Origin of the sequence: Mangrovivirga halotolerans (genome assembly GCF_026241165.1) — a bacterium.
Lineage (GTDB): Bacteria > Bacteroidota > Bacteroidia > Cytophagales > Cyclobacteriaceae > Mangrovivirga > Mangrovivirga halotolerans.
In genome coordinates, this window is sequence record NZ_JAPFQN010000007.1 from 47,283 (window position 1) to 66,458 (window position 19,176).

Genomic DNA, 19,176 nt, shown 5'->3' on the forward strand with positions numbered 1-19,176 from the left:
TATAATAAATTATCGTAAGATATATAGCTTCCCAAAACCATTTTTAAAAGCCCTGGCATCAGGCCCCAGGCTTCTTTGTTTTATTTGTTCTCCCTGGTTTCGAATTGAAACTTTGTAAAGATAAACACCATTTGCCAGTTTATCCCCAAATTCATCGGTCCCATCCCATGAAAATTCGGTGATATTATTACCTGAGTGGATTGGGCCTAATTCGTCCTGGGTGATTTCCCGTACTATTCTTCCACTTATCGTCATTATGGTAATTTTAATTTCTTCGGGTATATCAGAGCCTGTTAAGGTAAAAACAAATCTGGTTGATGTAGAAAATGGATTCGGATACGGATAAAAATTCGTGATTGTTGATTCATTTATTACTTCAAAAGAAATCTCGTATGGTTCACTTCCGGTTTGATTCCCTGAAGCATCAGCAGCTTTAACCCAAAGAGAATAAACCCCATCTTCCAGTGGACCCGGTCGAAAATTTAAAGTGAAATCCCGGTCTTCTAATGCAGGCAAAACTTCTACCTTATCAGAAGAGAGAACGACTTGCTCATAATTACATCCTTCACAAACAGGCTTGAATAATAATTCGACTCCTGTAGTATCAGTTTTCCTTAGCGAATTCTGTTCATCACGGACTTTAATTGATATTAAAGGATCCGGAGAAACTATTTCACCATCCATTATTGTGCGCCCGTCAAAAGTTACTTTAAGTGTGGGTTGTAGGGTGTCTCTTTTTACTGAAAGCAGCCGATCACCTGAAAAAACATTGTTCGTATAATATATCTCTGGCTCAACATATGGATTAACAAAAACATTAAGGTCATTTTCCCCTGCGAAACCTTTGGTATTAAATGTAACACTAAACTGTTCTTCTTCCCCTGGTTGAGGAGCATTGATTTTTATTGTATCATTGAATATTTTTCCAGTCTCCTGATTCCTCATTCTTAAAGAAACTTTTAATGAATCAGTAAATTCCTTTTTGGATATATTCCTGAAACCAAAATCTATTATTTTAGATTCCCCTTCATTTAATTCTGATCGTTCTACTTGTGTTTCACTTAAAGGATATAAAATACCCTCCGGAGGATATGATAAAGTAACAAACCAATAATCCATAGGTGCAGGAGTTCTGTCTTCAGTATCACTAATATTATACTTGAGCCTTAGATATGGATAATCTTCCGGATTTATCGTGCTAATATCGTACTCGCCGTTTTGCAATTGAGTAAATCCGGCTATAACATTTTGATCACCGATAAAATTTTCACCAATCAGATCAACTGAATAATTGTCGTTGGCTTCTGACCTGGCTTTTATTTTCAGAGTAGAAAAACTAGTTGCTGGCCCTATCCTTGAAGAAATCAGCTCTCCCTCATCAAATCTTCCGGTGATAATACCGTCAAAACTAATTTCCTGTAGCTCTTCCGGAGAAATCTCTGCCTTGATCACCTCGGCTTCACCAACTGCTGATCCCTTTTCTCCAACTATAATAATTGGATCTCCATCTGAGAAATCATTCCATGTAGAAATTTGAACACCAATTTCTGATAAAGCTTGCTTTGTGGGCTCATTTAAAGTACTGTAGGATGCTGAACCAATACTAAAAATGACTACTTTATCACCGTTCTTCAACCCATTTATATAGTCTACCAGATCGGGCCCATTTCTTTCATTTAACTGAGAATTTAGGAAATTATTTATAACCTGAGGTCGTCTCCCACAGCGGTTTGGGTCTAAAAGGTCAAAATTACCATTATCAAGAACGGCATACGGATTAGCATTCTGGCGATCAAAAGCCACAGCATTTAAACTATTATTACGACATACTTTCCTTTGATCATCTGTTATGATATAATTAAGATCGTTAATGAATAAGCGAATATTCTCCGGATCGCTATCCGGATTTGAAGCACCAAAAGTAGTCAAGTTCAATAATGCCTCAGAATTTTCAAAATTCCATTGCCCTGTTACAGGATCTATTTCAATTCCTTCAAGGTCATTAAACGTAAATTGACCAGGATTCAATTGTGCCCAGGCTTCAGGATGCCCTTCTATATAACTAAAGGAACTCTGGACATAAGATGTGTCTTCCTCAGGTGTAGGTGAAGCATACTTTGTTCTCCAGTACCAACTTACACTATCTTGATCTGCTAAATTATAGACCCTTTCAGCAATAATTTCTCCCGATACTTGTTCCGAACTAAATGCAGGACTGCTATAAAAGAATGACGAGTCAATATCTACAACAAATGTTCTGTTTCTTTCTGCGGGATCAGATGAACTAACTATTAAATCAGTTTGAGTATCTGACAATACTGAAAACTCAGGAGGTAAAAGAGTCAACACCCCACTCTTAGGTATAAAAACAGGCACTCTAATCGTATTATTGACCTCGTTCAATTCATCAACAAAATTTTCAGAGTCAACGGTGATTTCAAAAATATTATTTCCAAAAGCTCCTGAAACATTTGGAATATTAAAAGCTATCGTATCACTGTAAAGTATTGATGGTCTGAAAAAATCATCATAAAAATATGTAGTTCCATCTTCAAGTATCCTGGTTATTCGGTAATTGATGGAGTCTTTTACCGTAGTTCCAAAATTATGGAAAGCAACGTTAATTGAAATAGAATCAGACTGATCATTTAAAGACCCTCCCAAAGCATCCTCAATAGAAAAAGTTTCACTGATTGCTGCGTAATCTGGTTTCTTTGCTCCAAATAAGTGCACTGCCGGATCACTGTACAAAACCATTTGATGTATCTGAGCCAAATGTCTTTCACTTGGAAAAATACTGTTATAATATTCTTTTTCTATTTTAGCCTTTACCTCTCCAATTGACTTATTTACATATACACTATCTGAAAAAGCATAATCATAAATTAAGCCGGAATATCGTCTTAAGTCAGTACTAAAAGCCAGGTTAGCATGAGCAATAAAGCCAATAGACCCTTTGTTCGGAATTATCAGCCAATCTTCACTGAAGGCGATTGCCGAACTATATAAATTTCCCGCACTGCAACCATTGATGAGCATGAATGGATATTTCCCCTGGTTTTCATAGCCCTGCGTAGGATCTGAAGCTTTTCCAATATCAATATCAGAAGCTACAGTCCCTGAATGACCGAAAAATGTTATCATAGTCAAACCATTATTTGCTGCTTCAGCAATGTTTATCTCTTCAATAGAATTGTTAGTGCTTTTACCTTGAGTAGTGACCTTTCCACCCATGTAGTGAGATTCAGCATCAACTTTAAAATCATTCACATAGCGTCTAAAACTGATCAGTTCATTCTCAGTGAGACCTCCACTCAAATGTAAAAAATCTTTTCTCCAAAGAGCATCAAAGGGTAATTGTTCTATTTCTCTTACTTTATTTAAATATACTGCAACATCCTGAGCATCCTTGGCAGGATATCTACCTATAGGGATAGTTCCGTAAGGATTATTTCCCTCTAAATATGCTGTGTACAGTGCATCACTACCAGGGAAACCTGACGTTGGCACCAGATCATAGAGCACATCACCTCCATCGCTGGTTATGGGGCCATTTCGATAATAATTTCTAAACCAATAAAGTGCCCTTCCGGCAATAAAAATCATTTTCAGATTACCATTGTCATGCAGGAATTTAACTAAATTGAAAATTCCACCAGGCCCTGGCTGACCATAATTAAACTGATCATAAATAGTTTGAACATTCATTACCATGGTATCGTAACCACCTCCTTCAGAAGAAGCGCGATAAGACGCATAAGCTTCTACAGGATCATCATAATCCAGGGCAGGAACTCTTAATAATTTATTTGATATAATCAAATAATCAGCATTTAAGTCTAATTGCTTAAAAGATACTGGTTGAATTTCTGGTACGGACAAAAAATTGGATGTAGCATAGAAATCGCGTTCAATAAGTGCTCCGTCATAAATAAATTGTATATCGTTCTGGATGTTTTCAAAAGAAACTTTTCTGATATTATCCGGATCTGTAATATCAAATAACTCTTCTACCAGAGATGCGTTTCTAATTATCCCTATAGCATCCCCAGTCGTTTGCCGGGCAAAAGAAAACTTTTTAGACGGTTCCCCAAGCATGTCTGCATTTTGAGTATAATGCAAGCTTGCATAAGATACAGAAACATCATCTGTGGTGGTATTATTCACTGTAATCTGCACTACCACCTCATCATTAGGGCCAACTAATGACCAGGGTATCTCTCCTGACCAGGAAGAATTAGTAAATCCATTGAAAGAAAGAGTCGTAATTAATGATAATTCTGATGGAGAGGAACCAACATAGATATCCACATTATGATCCCTGTTATTCCTGCCTGTTAATTGAATAGTGAAAAATGGATTTGAAGAAGTTGTGACCCCCGAAGCAACAGGAGCTAGTGAAAAATCAAATGACTGACCACGCCTGACTCTTGTCCCTGTCCATTGCTCGCCCTGATCAAAGGCAGAAAGCATAATATCTCCTATATACCTGACACCTGTGGCGGCCTGGTTAGTAAAAACTCTTAATGCCTCTGCCTTATGAGATTCTATCACTGGTAAATCACCCGTATTATTACCTGTATAGGTGGGCATTCTTTTTCCAAGTGATCCGTCGAAACTTGAAGTTAAAAAATAAGCAGCAGTATCAGTAAATATATTATAAAACTGATGAGGTTGATCACCAGGTTCGGTATACAATTGTTGATCAATTGATCCATCATTTCTTTGGCCATAAAATACCAGCTCATCGTCAGGATCGAAACTCCCGTCAGACTCACCTTTTATTAAAATTGATTGTTCTTCTCCTCTGAAATACAGCTTTAAAAGTCGCGGATCAATCTCATCGATAGCAACACCAATATTACGTAGGTCTTCATAGGTTATATTGTAAAACCCGGTTTCAGCTACTTTAATTTTATAATAATTCTGGTTAGGATTAATCCAGTCATTAGCATACTGTGCTCTTACAGGAAAAATAAAAGCCACGAAAACTAAAAAAAGTAAATATTTAAAGCTTCTATTCATTTTTAAGACTGAAATCTACTTTTAAACTAAAAACATGAGAATATAGAGCATCATTAACGTTGCCCATATCTGTCAGGGCATAATCAATATAAAAGTTCTTGATTTTTAATCCTACTCCTGCTGATGGTGTCACTTTATATGATTCGGTTCCATCATAGTCTTTTGATTTTTGAATCTGCCCAGCTCCCCCTCTGACAAAAATCATTTGTTTATAATCTAATTCAAGGCCTGCGTATGGATCTACTGATGTAAAGCTTCCTGATATAAGTGTGTTACGTTTACCATCAAAAGTGAATAGCAAATCAAGAGCAGGCCTTACGCCAATTTTTTCACCTAGTAAATTAAATCTTCGGTTAGTTCCGATAATCAATCTGGGTGGAGAGATTTCCAGACTTTGATCAGATATCTCATTTCCTGTCTGAGCATAAATTTGAGATAGCAAGCTTGTTTCATGATACCAGGCTACATAAGTCCCGGTTGCATCCCTTAAGTTTACTCCCACATCCCATTTACCAAATTTAGTTTTAAGTCCGAGGTCAAATCCAAATCCCCAGGCCGTGGCAAAATCCCCGGCATTTCTGTATAAAACCTTAACATTAGCTCCAAAGTGAAGATTGGGAGTTTTTGGAAACACATGGGCGACCGAAAAAATAAATGCGTAATCGGCAGCTGAAAAAAACTTTATATTATCATAATTAATTGAACCATCTGCATCATATAAAAAGCGCGTATCGGGAATATCATCTACACCAAGCCTGATAAAAGAAAACCCAAGAGACGTGGAAGAGTCTGTCCGCGCAGCTATTGAGGCATAGTCGTAATTAGCTATTCCGGCAAATAAGGAAGTATGCATGGCGGAGGCTTGCAACTGATTAGGGGTAATACCTAAAAGCCCTGCAGGATTCCAATACCCGGAATAAACATCAGAGGCGACAGACTGAAAGGCGCTACCCATTCCATAAGCCCTTGCCCCAACTCCCAGAGCGAGGTATTCATTAGCATATTTCGGGGTACTAACCTGAGCAAAAAGCAGGGAAGGCAGAAAAAAAATCAACCAATACAATCTGATCATAAAGCAAATTACTGAAATCAAATGCTTCGGCAAAAAAGATTTTCTAATAAAAATTTAATTTTTTTTAAAAAAAATCATTTTTTTTCACCTTTCTGACACTCTCAATCTTATTCACCTGTATATCAGTAACTTAGCAAAAACGCTTTTTAAATAATTGTTCATAATCGCACACTGCATTGTTCGTCATTGTTACAAAAAACCCCGGATAATTCTATGCGTAAAATATAACAAGGAACATGACAAAGAACAGTACCTTGCATTACAAAGTACATTGTATTACTTTAGCAACTATAGTTACAAGAAATAAAGTTTAAGGCAGATGCATAAAAAGAAATAAATGATGAAAGTTGAAAATACACAAGTGCAAATGCGGAAAGGAATTTTGGAGTTTTGCATTTTGCATATAATTTCGAGAGGTGAAGTTTATGCTTCAGACATGTTGGATGAACTTACCTCAGCACGGATAATGGTTGTGGAAGGCACCCTGTATCCGTTACTGACACGCTTGCGTAAAGCTGGATTAGTTGAGTATAAATGGGTTGAGTCTCAATCGGGCCCACCCCGTAAATATTATACTCTTACTGAAGAGGGCGAATTATTCCTGAAAAGCTTAAATGACACTTGGGAAGACCTCGTTTTATCGACAAACCAAATTATCCAGGAAAAATAATTGAAGAATCGTCATGAAAAAGAATATAAGTATAAATATCGGAGGAATCATATTCCACATAGAGGAAGAGGGATATGAAAGTCTGAAATCCTATTTGGATTCCATAAATAAGTATTTCTCTACCTATGAAGACAGCAGTGAAATCATCGCAGATATCGAGAATCGTATTGCGGAGATTTTCCTTGCCAAATTAAATGAAGGTAAACAGGTTATTAATGCAGAAGACGTTGCCTCATTAATAAGCACCATGGGTAGCATAGAGGATTTCGAGGCATTAGAAGAAACATTGGATGATGGAACGTTCAATGAAGAATTCAGCCATAAGGATAAAGATAAAGCATACCAGGGCCCTTCTGTTGCTTCCAAAAAGCTGTTTCGTGATATGAACAACAGATTGATTGGAGGCGTTTGTAGCGGACTTGCACATTACTTTAACGTAGATGCGCTTTGGATTCGATTGATTTTTCTAATCCTTACTTTTGGGGGCTTAATATTTGAAGCCACTCCAGTTGTAGTCATTATTGGATACATAGCAATGTGGATAATCGTTCCACCAAACTATACCCTTGAGGAAAATAAGCAAATAAAAAAGCTCTACCGAAATCCGGATGATAAGGTAATAGCTGGCGTTTCAGGAGGTATTGCTGCTTACTTTGGTACAGATGTCACTCTAATTAGAGTGTTATTTATCCTGGGAATATTTGCAGGTGGTGCAGGACTTATATTGTACCTGGTGCTATGGATTATAACTCCTATGGCAACTACTATCACTGAAAAGGTGCAAATGCGGGGGGAGCCAGTAACCCTTTCTAATATAGAGTCGAATATTAAGAAAGGGTTGAACCTGAAAGAAGACGAACAGGAAAATCTTTTAGTTAAGATTCTTCTTTTCCCTTTCCGACTTATTGCCATGTTTTTTCAGTGGTTATCCAGGGTTCTTGGCCCATTGTTGAAGTTTTTAGTAGAAGCAATAAGAGTGATAATAGGTGTTTTCATAACCTTTATAGGTCTTGTTATCTCTGTCTCTTCAATTATAGGACTAGCTGCTGCACTAGGTATTACTGCAGCACCTGAAAACACAGTGATTGATGGTATCCCGATAAGTATTTTCACAGAAATGTTCCCTGCAATTGGAATATTAGGAGTCTTTCTGATAATTACTATTCCGGGTGTGATGCTGGCAATAGCTGGTATATCCATTATCTCCAGAAGATGGGTTCTAAATACAGGTGTAGGTTGGAGTTTTCTTGCAGCATGGTTTATTTCAATTGCTATTGTTGCCGCTACTCTTCCAAAAGCTATTTCACAATGGAGTGATGAGGGCCATGTTGAAACTGAGGAAATTTATAGTGGTATAGAAGGCAAACAGCTAGTATTGCGATTGTCTGACGAATACAATGATGATAATAACCTATTCAGCAGAGATATAAATGATTACAATGAAATCAGGTTACAGCTTCGCGGTCACGATGAAAATTATGTGAAAATGGTGAAAAGGATTTCTGCAAGAGGCAGTTCATTTGAAAATGCCAGGGAATATGCGGAAAAAGTAAACTACGGGGTAATTCAAAATGATTCTGTTATAGTATTTGACAGAGAGATCGAGTTTGACAGTGAGGCAAACTGGAGAGCCCAGGAGGTAACTGTAACTCTATATATTCCATATCAAACGCCGGTTCATGTCGGAAAAGGTTTTAACCAGATCATTTCAAGAACATTGAGCAAATATGGTTACAGAAGATCTCAGTTTTCTAAAAACACCTGGGTATTCAATCCTGATGGTTTACAATGTTTAACTTGTGAATCTGATGAGGATTCTGATAATAATTACAGATATGAATATAGAAGTGATGAATCTGACACTATAGATTTTGATTCTATCTCAAGCCTTGTAATCGATGAAGGCTTCAATGTGAAGATCAATCAGGGAGATAAATATTCGGTAACAATAAACAGTCGTTCTGAAAGAAATATCGATAGAGTAAACCTGACTAATATTGATGGTGTATTAACCATGGATTATGATAACAATGGCAATTCGTGGATGGATGAGAGCGATGAAGTGTTTATTGAAGTGACAGTTCCTGAGCTGCAGTCTATTAAATCTACCGGAAAAAGTAAGGTTTACTTAAACAACCTGAGACAGGAGTCTTTTGAAATAGAGGCATCTAATCAAGCGAAGATATTTTACACTGGTGATATTAAAAATTTATATGTTAACGCTACAGGAATATCTAAAATTGATCTAGAAGGAAATTGCAACTTCTTACAAGCGACTATTTCAGGTAGTAGCTCATTGCAAGCAAAAGAGCTGGAAACAAACAGAGCGGAGATCAAGGTTTCGGGTGCTGCAAGAGCTAAAGTGAACGTAACAGGTGAATTAAATGAAACTATTTCTCAATACGGATCGATTGAAAATATCGGACAGTATAATCAGTAATAAATTTTATAATATTTCTGACAGAAAACCGGCTTTAGGCCGGTTTTTTGCTTTATATTAATCACACCTACTAAAATCATTATTATGTTTAAATATCCAGTATTAATCAACATAAGCCTACTCATGATTTTTATAATTTCATGTGCAGCAAATAAAAAACAGTACGAACAGGGTATTACAGGTAAAGTAATGTGGTATGAAGGTAATTTTATGCCAGCAATTGGTGATGATGCCAAAAGAAGTAAGCCTGTAGGGATTTCCAGAACTATCTATATTTTCGAACCGATAAGTACAGAATCGGTAGAAATCACGAATAGAGTTTGGTTAAGTACCATTGATAAAAACCCTGTTAAAACAGTTAAGTCAGATGAATATGGCAATTTTAAAGTTTCTTTGCCTCCGGGAAAATACACAATTGTCTCAAAAGAAGACAAAGGGTATTATGTAAACAGATTTGATGGAGAAAACATTATTAATCCGGTAATAGTAGAAGAGAATAAATGGACAGAAATAGAAGTGAAATTAGATTATAAAGCAGCTTTTTAATTTTTTTTTAAAAGCTAAGCAACCTCTGAACATACTTCTGCATCTACCTTATGAATGCGAGTAATGAGACTGAAAATTTCACATAACGACTCACTTGAGCAAATTGTTCTGGATTGTAAAAAGCAAAAAAGAAATGCTCAAAAAGAGCTATATGACAGGTATTCCGGCAGAATGCATGCTATTTGCCGACGATACATTTCAGATAGTCTAGAAGCTGAAGGAGTTATGGTAAAGGGATTCATGAAGATCTTTGAAAAAATAGATCAATATGAATTTCAGGGAAGTTTCGAAGGATGGATGCGAAGAATAATGGTAAATGAAGCATTAATGTATCTCAGGAAGAATAAAAATATGTGGCCTGAGTCTGACTTGAATGCAGCTTCAAATGTCCAGGATTTGAATGCGCTATCCAATTCTCTCGAAGCAGAAGACCTGTTAAAACTAATTGACAAATTACCTCAGGGTTATAAAACAGTCTTTTCATTGTATGCTATAGATGGATTTTCTCATAAAGAAATTGCCGAAAAGCTTAGCATCAGTGAAAACACCAGTAAAAGCCAATTAAGCAGAGCAAGGTCACAATTACAAAAAATGCTTTCTTATGAGGAAGAACGCATTAATAAAAATTTAAAGGAGGACCATCATGGATAATTCAAATTTAGACAAGCTCTTTAGAGATAAACTCAGCAACCATGAGTCTAATCCATCGCCAAAAGCATGGGAGGATCTGGATAAAATGCTGAATCAGAAAAAAAGCAAGTCAAGAAAGCGCGTATTTTACATGGTGGCAGCTGCTGTTTTATTCATTGGAGTTGCTTCGGTAGTGTTTTTTCAAGTGCCTTACAACGAAGAAAAACCTGTTATTGCTCAGCAAGTAGATGATTTAAACATTCCTCAGAATGAAATATCAGACGAAAATCAAACTCCTCATGTGGAATCTGGCGACCTGGTTGCTGAAAATGCCGATAATTCACCAGTACCTAAAAATGAAAAGGGAGATAGAAATATCGAATCTGCTACCAACAGTTTAGCCTCGGAATCCAAAAAGCAATTTAATATTGCTGAAAACACAAAAACAATAAATAAAAAAATAAGAAAGCAAGAGTCAATTGAGCAAATCGAAAAAATTCAGACTGAAAACTTACTTGCTGACAGAAAAGGACCAAAAAATACAGAAAATCAAATTGATGAAGAAATATTATCAGACCAGTCTGAATCGGTTACTATAACCTTTGGGAGGGTTGCATTAAAAACAACAAACTCTGAATCTCCAGAGGAAGAAAACCTGGGAGAAGAGCAAATGTGGGGCGACGATTCATTGCTTGAAACACTTGCTTCAGACTCAAAAGCTACAAATGAAAGTAAAAAGATTTTAAGGACAATCAAAAATACCACCAGTCAGTTACTCGCATTCAACGGTAAAAACAAAAACTTAGAAACTGAATAGGTATGAAAACGAAAATAATTTTTATTCTGGCTTCAATATTCTTTACAGCTACGAATTTTTATGGTCAGAATCCCGATACGTTGAAACTTGAATTTTCAGGCAACAATACTGTAATCATTCAGTATAACGATACGTCTGGATTAGATGAAATACGAAACTACAATCTTAACAAGATTGTTGATGATTATCGATACCATCTGGATTCGGGTGATTCTGAAGAATTTAAAGGAATCATCATAAAAAATGAATCAGATTATGTTAGAATCATAAAGGATAAAAAGGGAAAAATTTACATAGTCAAATCTGATGGTTCCACAGAAGTACTTATAGAAGGTGAAGATTACGAAGATGATGAAACTGACGATGATGAGTTAGTGATTCAATATCCCTGGAAACATAAAAAAATTGAAGATGACAGGAAAAGACCTGGGACTAAAACTACAGGACATATCGAATATGGATTAAATAATTGGGTTGAAGGATCAGATTTCCCTTCAGGTAATTCCCAATATGCGGTAAAGCCATGGCATAGTGCCCGAATTGGTGGAACAATTGAGAATAAATCATCGTTTGGTGGTCCATTATTTCTTCTATGGGGAGCCGGAATCCACTGGTACAATTTTAAATTTGATGATCCTGCTACGCGTATTACCAAAACTGAGACAGGCGTAGTATTTAGTCAGGATCAAAACCCTGAGTTAAGTTATATAAAGAGTAAACTAACTGCTTCTTATGCCACCATGCACTTTGTTCCGATGCTTGATTTCTCATACAAAAAGAAACCTATAGAAATGAGTGATGGAAGCATAAGAAATGTCACAAGGTATAATAAGAAAAGCTTCAGAGTTGGATTTGGAGGATTTGTAGGCTACAGACTCGCCAGTTATTCCAAATACACTTATAATTTTGAAGGCGACAAAGAAAAAGACAAAGACTTCTCAAGCTTTAACATGAATAATTTCAGATATGGATTAAGAGCTCAAATAGGTTACGGAGACTTCAACTTTTTTGTAGACTATGATCTTAACCCGGTATTTGATAATAATAATGCACCAGATTTGAATGCAGTAAGCTTTGGATTCATATTTTAATTAAAAAAGGGAGCGAATCGCTCCCTTTTTTAATTTCTATATTTCCAATTGCTCTTTCTCTTCTTCACTCAACTTCAAATCCTTAATCACCCGCTGCCTGTCAGGCCTTAACTTTGTTGTTGAATAAAACAATAAGCCAACATATACTGCCAGAAACAACCCACTTTCAGAAAGAAAATAGCCGAATACTGCAGCCAGGGAAGCAACTTCAAATGCTGCAAATAAGACAATGTTCGAAGTCATAAAACCCGTTAGCTTCAACCTTAGATTCTGGGCATTTATCGCATTTTGTATAGATCTCTTATAATAAATAATCCCTCCAACTGCACTCAATAATATTATTGCGATTATCAAAAGGTTCGTCGTGATATCTACTTCAGGCATCAACGGCTGCAATGAACCATCATAGAAATGAAGCCAAACATAAACAAAAAATCCCAGGGGTAATGCCAATGTAAAATAGTATAACAATGACATCTTGGTTATGAACGATTTATTATTCATAATTAAAGGAGTTTATAATCCTGTATAATTAAAAGGTGTTATGTCGTTTAGTTCTTTCTTTATATTCTCATCTACATTCAATTCTGAAATAAAGCTTTTAATTGTTGATTCTGTGATCTTTTCATTTTTCCTGGTCAAGGACTTCAGTGCTTCATAAGGTTTTGGGTATCCTTCTCTACGCAATATGGTCTGGATTGCCTCAGCTACTACTGCCCAGTTTTCTTCAAGATCATGATCAATAGCAGACTTATTCAACTCCAACTTACCAATACCTTTTGTTAATGAGGCCAGTGATATTAGTATGTGGCCAAAAGGAACTCCGACATTTCTTAAAACTGTGCTGTCAGTAAGATCTCTTTGTAATCTTGATACAGGTAATTTACCGCCGAGAAATATTAGCTGGGAATTAGCAATCCCAAGATTACCTTCCGCGTTTTCAAAATCTATCGGATTGACCTTATGAGGCATAGCGGAAGAACCTACTTCACCTTTTTTTATCTTCTGCTTAAAGTAATTCATAGCGACGTATTGCCAGATATCTTTACTGAAATCCAGAAGTATAGTGTTAATTCTTTTCCAGGCATCAAAATATGCTGCCAGGTGATCATAATGCTCAATTTGAGTTGTTGGATAACTTCTTTTAAGCCCCAGGTATTCGGTTACGAATTTATTTCCAAACTCATGCCAGTTCTGCCCTGGATAGGCTACATTATGGGCATTAAAATTACCTGTAGCACCGCCAAACTTAGCGGCAAATGGTACTGCTTCTAGTTGCTTTAATTGTTCTGTTAATCGGGAAACAAAAACCTGGATCTCTTTACCAAGTCTTGTTGGAGAAGCAGGCTGACCATGAGTTTTAGCTAGCATTGATATGTCTTTCCAGTCTTCTGCAATACCAGACATCAACTCTATTACTTTATTGAGTGCCGGCATCAATACACTTTCATGAGCTTCTTTAATAGATAGCGGGATTGCAGTGTTGTTAATATCCTGAGAAGTCAGACCAAAATGAACAAACTCTTTAACATCTTCTAATCCTAAAGCATCAAATTTTTCTTTAATAAGATACTCAACAGCTTTTACATCATGGTTAGTGGTTTTTTCTATTTCTTTAATGGCTTTTGCATCATCAATAGTGAATTCTTTATAAATTGACCTTAACGAATCAAATTTATCTGCATTTACAGAAGATAATTGAGGAACCTTTTGTTCACAAAGAGCGATAAAGTATTCAATTTCTATTCTAACTCTGTATTTTATCAGACCATATTCTGAAAAATATTCAGCTAATGAATCTGTTTTTGACCTGTATCTACCATCTACAGGTGATATTGCAGTTAAATCTGTTAATTCCATGATGTGATCTTATCCGAATAATTTATAAAGAGCCAAAAATAACCAATTCAATTAAGTTTAAACCAGCTCACCTTCAAAATCTTCCTTTTTCAAAAAAAGAAAGCCTCTGGCTTCACTTCCTTCATAAAAATCAACCACCATTCCCAGTAAATACATCACATGTCGCTTTTCGACGTAAACCGGGATGCCTTCTACATCAAAATGGTCATCCGTTTCTTTTTTCTTATCAAATCCCAAAGCAAAAGACATCCCTCCACATCCGGCTCCTTTCGCTCCTACCCTGAGTCCATATCCCTCAGGAATCCCTTTCTTGGACATGATATTTTTTACTTCTGCTAATGCAGATTTACTAAATTCTATCGTTTTCATTCTTCAACCTCTGTTTAAAAAAGACTAAAAAGGTAATAATTCATACAGATTGTCAATCTGATACAAATTTCTTTATAATTTTAGGTTTTATTATTATATCGTAATATTTCAGTTTTTGTTAATTTAATTTTTAAATTATGGAAGGAATTATCGGTGATATTTTAAAAATCACAATCCCTGCAGCATTGGTTTTGACAGCTATGTATCTTGCTACTAAATCTTTTATTGCAAGGGAACTTGATAAAAAAGAGCTTAAAATCAAGACAAATAATGCCGAAGCTGCTCTTCCAATTCGATTACAAGCCTTCGAAAGGATGACATTATTTTTAGAGCGCATATCTCCAGACAATTTATTCCCGAGGATTAACAGAAATGATCTGACAGCGGATGAGTTAAGATATGTTGCTATCAATGAGATAAGTAATGAATACCAACATAATCTGGCTCAACAAATCTATATGAGTGAGGATTCCTGGCAACAAATCAAAAATGCCAAAGAATTTATGATTAGTTCAATTAATGATGCGGCCAGCCGTTGTGAAAAAAATGCGCCAGGGCTTGAACTTGCTAAAATTGTACTTAGTGAAAGTATGCAAGACGAAAGCAATCCGGTAATTTCTGCTATGATTACATTAAAAAATGAAATAAGGAAAATTTTTTAACCATGAGAACAAAACATTTTAATATTCTGATAATCGTATTGATATTAGTATTTACAGCTTCATGCGGTAAAAAATCTGACGATACAGCTGAGGACATGGTGAATTATGACTCAGTTTATACCCTTTATAATACTGTAAAATTTAAATCTGACAGTAGCTGGGAAAATATGATCAGTGAAGATGAAAATAAGTTTGATCTGATGAACCAACTGATCACTAAAATGGAAGAAAATGGTCTTGGAGCTGAAAAAGCTGAAGAACTGAAAAATAATCTTAAAGATCTTAAGGACTTACAATATTCTAGAGAAGAATTGAAAAGTTCAGAAAAAATAGATGAATACGATTCAGCGACTGATGCATTTACTATGAAGCTGTTTGAAGCCGCTGATGAAATTAATCTGGAAGAAAAATCTGAAAATTCAGAAGCTCTTATGGATAGTATCGAAGCTGCTAACAACAACCGTTTAATGCTTCGCATTGACCATGATGTTCACACTAAAGTTTATAATGAGATCGTAATTGCATACCCTGATTCAATTGCAGGAATTGAAAACGGCTCACAACCTGAAGAAAGAGGAGTATTTACTATTCCAACGGAATAATAATTTGTACTAACCAGAGTTGTAATGGGAATAAGCATGTTAACCACAAGACATCAGCCATTGGTTATAGGTGCTCATGAGGAGATGAAACTGGAACTCATAAAAATGCATCTTGAGGACAAAGGTTTCAGGAAAATCAGGACTTTTACTGAAAGTAATGAATTGTTAAGTTACCTGGATGACACTCGCCCCTGGGCTGTGGTAACTGACATTAATATTAAGGGATTAAATGGAATTGATCTGATCAAACGAATCAGACAGAAATATAAGAATTTACCGATTTATGTTCTTTTTAAAGAAGGAACAAATGAAGTAATTATTAAAGAATCGATTAAGGCTGGTGCAGAAGGAGCAATCACTGCAAATGAAGAGGCAGGAGTTGAAATTGAAAAGAAACTAAGAAGTTATTATACCGGGCAGAGAAAAAAGGTAAATGCTTTCTTCGGCTTGATTCTTTTGGCCATAATAATTGGTGTGATATTGTATGGAATATTTACTGCATAAAAAAAGGGCACTCAATTGAAGTGCCCTTTTCAGTAGATTTACTTTATCACACGATCTTATTCAATTCATCATTTACAAAAGACATTAATTCGCTGATATATTCAGATGAAAAATCAAATGAGACACCAGCAGCTTCGTATATCTCAGGTATACTTTTAGTATATCCCAGCTTCAAGGCATTTTTATAATTATTGAGCCCCTGCTTATTGTCTTCCTTAAAGTTTTTCCAAACTGCAACAGCACCCAATTGAGCCATTCCATACTCAATATAATAAAAAGGCACTTCAAATAAATGAAGCTGTCTCTGCCATAGGTTTTTTCTATATTTTTCTAATCCTGACCAGTCCGTTACATTGTCGGCAAACTCATTAAATATTTTCACCCATTCCGCATCTCTTTCTTCGACAGTATGACCAGGATTTTCATAGATCCAATGTTGAAACTTATCTATGGTGGCCACCCATGGTAATGTCTGGATTATTTGTTCTAGATGTTCTTTTTTTGCTCGCTTTAATTCTTCTTGATTGGTGAAGAAAATATCCCAATGATCCATGGTTAAAAGCTCCATTGACATACTTGCCAATTCAGCTACTTCTGAAGGCGTATGTTTGAAATCGGTTAATTCCAGGTCATTAGCCAGAAAAGAATGCACAGCGTGCCCTCCTTCATGTAAAAGAGTCACCATATCTCTCAATTTGGTGGTAGCATTCATGAATATAAAAGGAACCCCGGTTTCAGATAACGGATAATTATACCCCCCAGGAGCTTTACCTTTTCTGCTTTCAAGATCCAGATGCCCCATCTCTTTCATTCGAACCAGGCATTTACCTAAATAAGGATCAAGCTGGTCAAAAACTTTGATCGTTTTTTCAAGTAATTCTTCTCCTCCTTCAAAAGGCTTTAAAGGTGTATTCCCCTCCGGATCTACGCTCTTATCCCATGGCCTAAGAGGGTCGACATTAAGCGTTTCCTTTCGTCTTTCTGCCATTTTGTTTAATAATGGCACTACTTCTTTAGAAACAGAATCATGAAAAGCAAAACAGTCTTCAACCGAATAATCAAATCTACCCATTGCTGAAAACTTGTAATCACGGTAATTTTTAAACCCAGCATTTTTACCCATCTGATCTCTAAGGTTGATCAGATCATTAAAAATGTCATCAAGTTTCGACTTATCCTGAAGCCTCCTCTCGCTAATTTTTTTATAAACTTTCTCACGTAAATCACGATCAGGACTCAATAGAAAATCACCTGCCTGCTGAAGTGTTAATTCTTCTCCATTAAGCTCAATTGTCATTGCCCCGGTGATCGATCCATATTCCTGTGATTTAGTCTGAGCCTTTGTCTGAAGTGGAATGTTTTCTTCCCTGAAGATCTTAATACTTTCCTTCATCCCTCTGGATAAAATAAAGTATGCTTTATCCTTTTCTATCTTCTTAAGATATTCGCTTTCTACAGCTTTCTTATTAAGCTTATCAGAATAGGGGGAAATATGTGGTTGGATATTTTGAATGAAATTTTTATAATCTTCCACATACTCTTCATTGGATGTATCAGTAGTCATCCTTATATACCTCCACCCAAGGTTTTCCGAAATAACAGCTTCTAACTCACTTCTGTCTCGAAACCATTTTCTCAAATCTTCTTCTGTTCCAATCTCTCTCTCAACCAGGTTGTCGAAAAATGGTTTTATTTCATCCCAGCTGTTTACCTTCAGTTCCTGTGGCAGGAAATATCTTCCAGGTTTATTAGTTGTATTCGTTGTATCAATCATTTTAATCAAATTCCAGTTTTACATCATCTGTTTCAGGATGACCTACACAAGTAAGCACATATCCTTCTTCTAATTCCTCGTCCGTCAGAGCGTCACTATCTTCCATTGAAACTTTTCCGTTCAGGCACTTAGCCCTGCAAGCAGTACACATTCCACTTTGGCAGCTAAAAGGCATATCAAGATCCATTATCAATCCTGCTTCAAGTATGCTCTGCCCGGGTTGAACCGTTACCTCATGTTCTTCATCATCTATAATAACTATTACAGTTCTTTTAACAGACTGGTCAGTTTCAATTTCCTTTTTCTTTGCAGGAGTAAAGCTTTCTTTCTTAATGATATCCTTTGAAACATTAAGCTCTTCCAGTGCCTCTTCAACTTTTTCCATAAAAGGAGCCGGTCCACACATAAAATAATATGCGGGATCTTCCCCCCCCAGATCGTTCACAAGTTCAACAAGCATCTCTTTTGAAGGCAGCCCAGTTCTTGCGTTGAAATTATCAGATGGCTCCTCCAAAATATGACTGATGCTCAATCGGCTGTCATATTTTGCTAGCATTTCTGTCCAGGCATTTTTAAAAATGATGGATTCCTGGTTTCTGTTAGCATAGATTAGTGAGACAGTTGAATTTGGCTCATCTTCTAATACCTGGGAGGCAATACCCTTCAATGGAGTTATTCCACTTCCAGCTCCAAATAATACGATATGACGACCATTTGCTTGATCTGTCTCCACTGTAAAATGACCTTTGGGTTTCATTACAGTAATTTCATCACCTACGTGAAGTGCTTCGTTTAGGTAATTTGACATCTTTCCGCCTTGTACTCTTTTAACAGTAACAGCAGGATATTCGTCGATTTCTTTATAGGTGCAAAGTGAATAAGATCGCCTTACTTCTTCTCCATTTATATCACTAATCAAAGTTAAGAATTGCCCTGGCTTATAATCCATATCCGGAGCATTGAAAACGATAGTGATCGCATCAGGCGTTTCTTTTATAATATCTTTTACTGTCAGATCCACATAATCCGGACCTGAATGTTTTTTCTTTTTCTTTTTAAATAATCCAAATACCATATTGGTCATTAATTAATTATGGATACAAAAATATAAAAA

16 protein-coding genes are annotated in these 19,176 nt (G+C 36.2%); 9 read left to right on the plus strand and 7 right to left on the minus strand.

Annotated elements, in window-relative coordinates; all coding sequences use genetic code 11:
* Positions 1-9: 9 nt before the first annotated feature.
* Both porU2 and OO013_RS13910 read right to left on the minus strand, forming a co-directional pair.
* Positions 10-5,025 carry a putative type IX secretion system sortase PorU2 gene (porU2, locus tag OO013_RS13905; protein ID WP_266057528.1) on the minus strand — a complete coding sequence of 1,672 codons (5,016 nt, stop codon included), beginning with the start codon at positions 5,023-5,025 and terminating at the stop codon, positions 10-12.
* On the minus strand, positions 5,018-6,097 hold the full coding sequence (locus tag OO013_RS13910; RefSeq protein WP_266057529.1) for a putative type IX sorting system protein PorV2: 1,080 nt from the start codon (positions 6,095-6,097) through the stop codon (positions 5,018-5,020). Before OO013_RS13910 ends, porU2 begins: the two co-directional genes overlap by 8 nt.
* A gap of 340 nt (positions 6,098-6,437) precedes the next feature.
* On the opposite strand from OO013_RS13910, the gene OO013_RS13915 reads away from it, so the two are divergent.
* The 6 genes from OO013_RS13915 to OO013_RS13940 all read left to right on the plus strand — a co-directional run bounded on the left by OO013_RS13915 (position 6,438) and on the right by OO013_RS13940 (position 12,291).
* Positions 6,438-6,767, plus strand: coding sequence for a PadR family transcriptional regulator (locus OO013_RS13915; RefSeq protein WP_266057683.1), 330 nt, complete (start codon positions 6,438-6,440; stop codon positions 6,765-6,767).
* A 13-nt stretch (positions 6,768-6,780) separates the two neighbouring features.
* Positions 6,781-9,207, plus strand: a complete 2,427-nt coding sequence (locus OO013_RS13920; protein ID WP_266057530.1) for a PspC domain-containing protein — start codon at positions 6,781-6,783, stop codon at positions 9,205-9,207.
* 123 nt (positions 9,208-9,330) lie between these two features.
* The gene (locus tag OO013_RS13925; protein WP_266057532.1) at positions 9,331-9,753 is read left to right on the plus strand and encodes a carboxypeptidase-like regulatory domain-containing protein; all 423 of its coding nucleotides are present in this window, start codon (positions 9,331-9,333) and stop codon (positions 9,751-9,753) included.
* A 63-nt stretch (positions 9,754-9,816) separates the two neighbouring features.
* Positions 9,817-10,404, plus strand: coding sequence for an RNA polymerase sigma factor (locus OO013_RS13930; RefSeq protein WP_266057533.1), 588 nt, complete (start codon positions 9,817-9,819; stop codon positions 10,402-10,404).
* Complete coding sequence (locus OO013_RS13935; protein ID WP_266057534.1) at positions 10,397-11,200, plus strand: hypothetical protein; 804 nt, start codon at positions 10,397-10,399, stop codon at positions 11,198-11,200. Before OO013_RS13930 ends, OO013_RS13935 begins: the two co-directional genes overlap by 8 nt.
* Before the next feature lie 2 nt (positions 11,201-11,202).
* On the plus strand, positions 11,203-12,291 hold the full coding sequence (locus tag OO013_RS13940; RefSeq protein ID WP_266057535.1) for a hypothetical protein: 1,089 nt from the start codon (positions 11,203-11,205) through the stop codon (positions 12,289-12,291).
* A gap of 36 nt (positions 12,292-12,327) precedes the next feature.
* On the opposite strand, the gene OO013_RS13945 is transcribed toward OO013_RS13940, so the two are convergent.
* Genes OO013_RS13945 through OO013_RS13955 form a run of 3 tightly spaced genes read right to left on the minus strand, consistent with a single transcriptional unit; the run spans position 12,328 to position 14,520 of the window.
* On the minus strand, positions 12,328-12,795 hold the full coding sequence (locus OO013_RS13945) for a hypothetical protein (protein WP_266057536.1): 468 nt from the start codon (positions 12,793-12,795) through the stop codon (positions 12,328-12,330).
* A 12-nt stretch (positions 12,796-12,807) separates the two neighbouring features.
* Positions 12,808-14,151: an adenylosuccinate lyase gene (purB, locus tag OO013_RS13950; RefSeq protein ID WP_266057537.1), complete on the minus strand. Its 1,344-nt coding sequence runs from the start codon at positions 14,149-14,151 to the stop codon at positions 12,808-12,810.
* 57 nt (positions 14,152-14,208) lie between these two features.
* Positions 14,209-14,520 carry a HesB/IscA family protein gene (locus OO013_RS13955; RefSeq protein WP_266057538.1) on the minus strand — a complete coding sequence of 104 codons (312 nt, stop codon included), beginning with the start codon at positions 14,518-14,520 and terminating at the stop codon, positions 14,209-14,211.
* Positions 14,521-14,657: 137 nt separating this feature from the next.
* On the opposite strand from OO013_RS13955, the gene OO013_RS13960 reads away from it, so the two are divergent.
* From OO013_RS13960 to OO013_RS13970, 3 genes are read left to right on the plus strand one after another with little or no spacing between them, the layout of a single operon-like run.
* Positions 14,658-15,182 (plus strand): DUF7935 family protein, encoded by a 525-nt coding sequence (locus OO013_RS13960; protein ID WP_266057539.1) that lies wholly within the window; start codon positions 14,658-14,660, stop codon positions 15,180-15,182.
* A 2-nt stretch (positions 15,183-15,184) separates the two neighbouring features.
* Entirely contained in the window at positions 15,185-15,784 is a 600-nt protein-coding gene (locus tag OO013_RS13965) for a hypothetical protein (RefSeq protein ID WP_266057541.1), read from the plus strand.
* Between the two features lie 24 nt (positions 15,785-15,808).
* The gene (locus OO013_RS13970) at positions 15,809-16,288 is read left to right on the plus strand and encodes a response regulator (protein WP_266057543.1); all 480 of its coding nucleotides are present in this window, start codon (positions 15,809-15,811) and stop codon (positions 16,286-16,288) included.
* Between the two features lie 46 nt (positions 16,289-16,334).
* On the opposite strand, the gene OO013_RS13975 is transcribed toward OO013_RS13970, so the two are convergent.
* Positions 16,335-18,062, minus strand: coding sequence for a M3 family oligoendopeptidase (locus OO013_RS13975; RefSeq protein ID WP_266057544.1), 1,728 nt, complete (start codon positions 18,060-18,062; stop codon positions 16,335-16,337).
* A 1-nt stretch (position 18,063) separates the two neighbouring features.
* On the minus strand, positions 18,064-19,137 hold the full coding sequence (locus tag OO013_RS13980) for a ferredoxin--NADP reductase (protein WP_266057545.1): 1,074 nt from the start codon (positions 19,135-19,137) through the stop codon (positions 18,064-18,066).
* Positions 19,138-19,176: the final 39 nt, after the last annotated feature.